Below are 5,686 nucleotides of genomic sequence, written 5' to 3'. Positions count from 1 at the left end.
CGTTCCAGTCCGTCGCGGTCGTACTCGCCGCCGACCGCGACGGACTGGAACGCGCACTGCGCGACCTCGCCGACGACCGCACGGTCGGCGACGTGAGCCGCGACCTCGTCCGCGGCGTCGACAGGCGTGGCACCGGCCCCGTGCTGGTCTTCCCCGGCCAGGGGGCCCAGTGGGCCGGAATGGGCCGCGAACTCCTCGACACCGCACCGGAGTTCGCCCGGCGCATCGCCGAGTGCGAACAGGCACTCGCACCGTACGTCGACTGGTCGCTGACCGCGGCCCTGCGCGGCGGCCCGGACGCCCCCGATCTGGACCGGGTGGACGTCGTCCAGCCCGCCCTGTGGGCCGTCATGGTCGCCCTCGCCCACCTGTGGCGCTCCCACGGTGTCGAACCCGCCGCCGTCGTCGGCCACAGCCAGGGTGAGATCGCCGCCGCCGTCGTCGCCGGAGCGCTGTCCCTGGAGGACGGCGCCCGGGTCGCCGCCCTGCGCAGCCAGGCCATCACCGCCATCGCGGGCGACGGCGGCATGATGTCCGTCCCGCTCCCCGCCGACCAGGTGCGGGGCCGTCTGGAGCAGTACGGGGACCGGCTCGCCGTCGCCGCCGTCAACGGCCCCGGCTCCGTCGTCGTCTCCGGTGCCGCCGACGCACTGGACGAACTGTTCACCGAACTGACCGGTGAAGGCGTACAGGCCCGCAAGGTCGCCGTGGACTACGGCAGCCACTCCGCCCACGTGGAGCCCCTGCGCGAGCCGGTCGTCGAGGCACTCGCCGGCCTGGAGCCCAGTACCGCCGAGATCCCCTTCCTCTCCTCGGTGACCGGCGACTGGCTCGACGAGAACACTCCTCTCGACGCCGCGTACTGGTACACCAACCTGCGGGAGACCGTCCGCTTCGAGGACGCCATCCGAGGCCTGCTCACCGCCGGACACCGCGCGTTCATCGAGGTCGGCCCGCATCCCGTCGTCGCCTTCGGGATCCGCGAGACCATCGAGGACGCCGCCGCGGACGCGGCCGTGCTCGGCACCCTGCGCCGCGACCAGGGCGGCCTGGACCGCTTCCTGACCTCCCTCGCCGAGGCCCACACCGAGGGCGTCGACGTCGACTGGCGCGCCGTCTTCGCAGCCACCCGCGCCCGCCGCGCCGACCTGCCCACCTACGCCTTCCAACGGCTCCGGTTCTGGCCCGAGCTGCGGGACGCGGACACCGACACGGACTCCGCCACCGGGGACGGCACGGCCGTCGACGAGGTGGAGAGCGGCTTCTGGCGGACCGTGGAGGAAGAGGACCTCGACTCCCTCGCCGCCACCCTCGACCTGGGCGGCGACACCCCGCTGCGCGAGGTCCTGCCCGCGCTGTCCGCCTGGCGGCGCAGCAGCAAGGAACAGTCCACGGTGGACAGTTGGCGTTACACCGTCGGCTGGACCCCGCTCACCCAGGACACCGCCGCCACACCCCCGTCCGGCACCTGGCTCCTCGTGGTGCCCACCGGGGGACACACCCTGGCGGACACCACCCGGCAGATCCTCGCCGACCACGGCGTACCCGTGCGTGTCCTGCCCGTCGACGGCGGCAGCCCCGACACCGACCGGGAGAGGCTGACCACCCTGCTGGACACGGCGCTCGCCGCCACCGACACCGATCCCGCCCTGCTCCCGGCCGACCTGGGAGGTGTGCTGTCGTTCCTCGCCCTCGACGAACGCCCGCACCTCGAACACTCCGCGGTACCCACCGGACTCGCCGGCACGCTCACACTGCTCCAGACACTCGGTGACCTGGGCATCAGCGCACCCCTGTGGTGCGCCACCCGCGGCGCCGTCGCCGTGACCGCCTCGGAGACCGTCCTCAGCGCCCCACAGGCCCTCGTCTGGGGCCTGGGCCGGGTCGCCGCCCTGGAGCACTCCGACCGCTGGGGCGGTCTGGTCGACCTGCCCGCCGTGCTCGACCGACGCGCCGGTGACCGGCTGTGCGCCCTGCTCGCCCGCCCCGACGGCGAGGACCAGACCGCGATCCGCGCCTCCGGCACCTACGGCCGACGCCTCCTGCGTGCCCCGCTCGCCGGAGCCACCCCGCCCGGCGAGAGCTGGCGCCCGCGCGGCACCGTCCTGGTCACCGGCGGCACCGGCGCGGTCGGCGGACACATCTCCCGCTGGCTCGCCACCCTCGGCGCCGAACACCTGCTGCTCACCAGCCGCCGCGGCGCCGACGCGCCCGGCGCCGCCGAACTGACGGCGGAGCTGACCGAACTCGGCGCCGGCCGTGTCACCCTCGCCGCCTGTGACGTCGCCGACCGCGACGCCCTGCGCGACCTCCTCGGCACGATCCCCGAAGAGCATCCGCTGGACGCCGTACTGCACATCGCCGGCTCCCTCGACGACGGCGTCATCGACGCCCTCGACCCGAGCCGGATGAACCCGGTCCTGCGCACCAAGGCCGTCGCCGCCGTCAACCTGCACGAACTGACCGCCGGCCACGACCTCTCCGCGTTCGTCCTGTTCTCCTCCACATCCGGCACCATCAGCGGCCCCGGACTCGGCAACTACGCCCCCGGCAACGCCTTCCTCGACGCCCTCGCCCAGCAGCGCCGCACCCTCGGCCTGCCCGCCACCGCCGTGGCCTGGGGCCACTGGGCCGACGGAGGCATGGGCGACGGCGCGGTCGGCGAACGCCTCCGCCGCTACGGCGTCTACGACATGCGGCCCGAACTGGCATGCCAGGCACTCCAGCAGGCACTCGACCACGGCGAGACATACCTCGCCGTCACCGACATCGGCTGGGAACGCTTCGCCCCCGCCTTCACCGGCTCCCGGCCCAGCGCCCTGCTGCGCGACCTGCCCGACGCCCAACGCGTGCTCGCACCGGCCGACGCGGCAGCGGCCGGCCGGACCGGCGACGGCGGCCTCGGCGGTGACACCGCCGACGGCGACCGGCCCGCGCTCCTGCGCCACCTGGCAGGCCTCACCGGCACCGCCGACCGCTCCGACGCCGTCCTCGCCGTCGTACGCGGCTATGTCGCCACCGTCCTCGGCTATCCGGGACCCGAGGCCGTCGAGCCGACCCGCGCCTTCAGCGATCTCGGCTTCGACTCGCTGAGCGCCGTCGAACTCCGCAACGGCATGAACAAGATCAGCGGACTGCGCCTGCCGGCCACCCTGGTCTTCGACTACCCCAACTGCGCCGAACTGGCCCGGATGCTCCTCGGCGAACTGGGTGACCTCCCCACCTCGGGTGAGAACGCACACCTGCCCGCCGCGACCCGGCCCTCCGTCAGCGACGACCCGATCGTCATCACGGCGATGAGCTGCCGTTTCCCCGGCGGGGTGAGCACTCCGGAGGAGTACTGGAAGCTGCTCGCCGACGGAACGGACGCCATCGCCCCGTTCCCGGCCGACCGGGGCTGGGACGTCGACAGCCTCTACGACCCCGACCCGGACAACCCCGGCACCTGCACCGCCCGCGAAGGCGGATTCCTGCGGGAGATGCCGGACTTCGACCCCGCCTTCTTCGGAGTCTCGCCGCGTGAGGCGTTGGCGATGGATCCGCAGCAGCGGTTGTTGCTGGAGTTGGCGTGGGAGGCGTTCGAGCGGGCCGGTATCGACCCGCAGTCCCTGCGGGGCTCCCGCACCGGTGTCTTCGCCGGCACCAACGGCAACGACTACACCCCGCTCCTCATCGCCTCCGGCGAGGACGTCGGCGGCCACCTCGGCACCGGCAACGCGGCCAGCATCGTCTCCGGCCGGGTGTCGTACACGCTGGGCCTCGAAGGCCCCGCGGTGACCGTGGACACGGCGTGCTCCGCCGCCCTGGTGGCCCTCCACCTGGCGGTGCAGGCGCTGCGGAGCGGGGAATGCGATCTGGCGTTGGCCGGTGGTGTGACGGTGATGTCGACGCCGGGGTTGTTCCTGGACTTCAGTCGTCAGCGGGGGCTGGCGGGTGATGGCCGGTGCAAGGCGTTCTCGGACGCGGCGGACGGTGCCGGGTTCGCCGAGGGTGCTGGTCTGGTGCTGGTGGAGCGGTTGTCGGACGCGCGCTCGGCCGGGCGTGCGGTGTTGGCCGTGGTGGCCGGCAGTGCGGTCAACCAGGACGGTGCGTCGAATGGTCTGACTGCGCCGAACGGTCCGTCTCAGCAGCGGGTGATCCGTGCCGCGTTGGCGGGTGCGGGGTTGTCGCCGGCGGATGTGGACGCGGTCGAGGCGCACGGTACGGGTACGTCGCTGGGCGACCCGATCGAGGCGCAGGCGCTGATCGCCGCCTACGGTCAGGATCGTGAACGGCCCCTGCTGTTGGGGTCGGTGAAGTCGAACATCGGGCATACGCAGGCTGCTGCGGGTGTGGCTGGTGTGATCAAGATGGTGCTGGCGATGCGGCATGGTGTGCTTCCGCGCACTCTGCATGCCGAGGAGCCGTCGTCGCATGTCGACTGGTCGGCCGGTGCCGTGGACCTGTTGACGGACAACGCCGACTGGCCCCGGACCGACGGGCGGACACGCCGGGCCGGTGTCTCATCGTTCGGCATCAGCGGGACCAATGCGCATGTGGTGCTGGAAGAGCCCCCGGTTCAGGCGGAGTTGGAGCCGGTGAGCGCGCCCGTCGGTGATGGTCCGGCGCCGTGGGTGGTGTCGGGTCGTACGGCTGTGGCGTTGCGGGCCCAGGCCGGGCGGTTGGCGGAGTTCGCGGCCGGTGACGTGTCACTGGAGGTCGCGGCGGTCGGCGCTTCCCTGGTGCGGTCGCGGTCGGTGTTCGAGCACCGTGCCGTGGTGTGGGGCGTGGACCGGGCGGAGTTGCTGCGTGGTCTTGAGGCGGTGGCCGCCGGTGAGGAAGCGGTGAACACCGCGATCGGGCTGGCTCGGCGTGATGCGCGCACCGCGTTCCTCTTCGCCGGACAGGGCGCTCAACGGCTGCGTATGGGCCGGGAGTTGTATGACGCGTACCCGGCCTTCGCCGACGCCTTCGACGCGGTCTGCGCTCACCTCGATGCCGAACTTCCGTGCCCGCTGCGGGAGGTGGTGTTCGGTGAGGACGCGGACCGGCTGAACCGCACCGAGTTCGCACAGCCTGCGCTGTTCGCGCTGGAAGTGGCGTTGTTCCGGCTGCTGGAGTCGTGGGGTGTGCGCCCCGATGTCCTCGCCGGTCATTCCATCGGTGAGATTGCCGCCGCGCATGTGGCGGGTGTGTGGTCGCTGGCCGACGCGTGCCGCCTGGTCGTGGCCCGGGGCCGGCTGATGCAGGCGTTGCCGTCGGGTGGCGCGATGGTCGCGGTGCAGGCGACGGAGGAGGAGGTCCTCCCGCTTCTCGATGACGAGCGTGCGGGTATCGCCGCGGTCAACGGCCCTCGGTCCGTGGTGATCGCGGGTGTGTCGGAAGCCGTCGAGGAGGTGGCCGCGCACTTCCGCGCCCAGGACCGCAAGGTCACGGCGCTGCGGGTCAGCCATGCGTTCCACTCCCCGTTGATGGAGCCGATGCTCGCCGAGTTCCGTAAGGTCGCGGAGGGTCTCACGTACGAGGCGCCGAAGCTGGCGCTGGTGTCCACGGTGACCGGCGAGGCCGCCACCGCCGAGGAGTTGATGTCAGCGGACTACTGGGTGCGGCATGTCCGCCAGCCGGTCCGGTACGCCGATGCCGTGCGTGTTCTCGCCGGTCAGTACGTCGGTCGCTATCTCGAACTCGGGCCCGACGGCACCCTCAC

At 72.6% G+C, this 5,686-nt stretch carries 1 protein-coding gene; it reads left to right on the top strand.

Translation table 11 applies throughout. From position 1 onward, the window contains the following. A partial coding sequence (locus tag AOK08_RS31295) for a type I polyketide synthase (protein ID WP_157876873.1) occupies positions 1–5,686 on the top strand: 5,686 nt, incomplete at both ends.

Origin of the sequence: Streptomyces graminilatus (assembly GCF_001418565.1) — a bacterium.
GTDB classification, from domain to species: domain Bacteria; phylum Actinomycetota; class Actinomycetes; order Streptomycetales; family Streptomycetaceae; genus Streptomyces; species Streptomyces graminilatus.
The sequence above is the reverse complement of the archived record's forward strand: the minus strand, read 5'-3'. Positions and strand labels throughout refer to the sequence as shown.